The following is a 294-nucleotide window of genomic DNA, read 5'->3' on the forward strand; positions in this document are numbered from 1 at the left end:
TGTGTTTATCTAATGAAAGATAAACATTGAGAACTTTTAAATTTGATTGAATTACTCGTAAGTAATCAATCAGTCAGCTTTCCAAATTGTTAAAGAGCATAAAGCAAAAAGCTTTAATCAATAACTTACGTTATTAATTAAAGCTCTGGCTTTAACTAAATCTAAACCATCAATCTGTGTGGACACTCATCGTGAGTATCTTCGTATAAGGAGGTGATCCAGCCCCAGGTTCCCCTAGGGCTACCTTGTTACGACTTCACCCCAGTCATGAACCACAAAGTGGTGAGCGTCCTC

The 294-nt window shown here is 37.4% G+C and carries 1 rRNA gene; it reads right to left on the reverse strand.

The annotated features are described in order from the left end of the window. Nucleotides 1-206: 206 nt before the first annotated feature. Nucleotides 207-294: ribosomal RNA gene (locus IQQ51_RS24675) — 16S ribosomal RNA — on the reverse strand; the annotation flags it as partial.

Source organism: Vibrio sp. OPT18 (assembly GCF_015163615.1).
In the GTDB taxonomy this organism is placed as follows: domain Bacteria; phylum Pseudomonadota; class Gammaproteobacteria; order Enterobacterales; family Vibrionaceae; genus Vibrio; species Vibrio coralliirubri.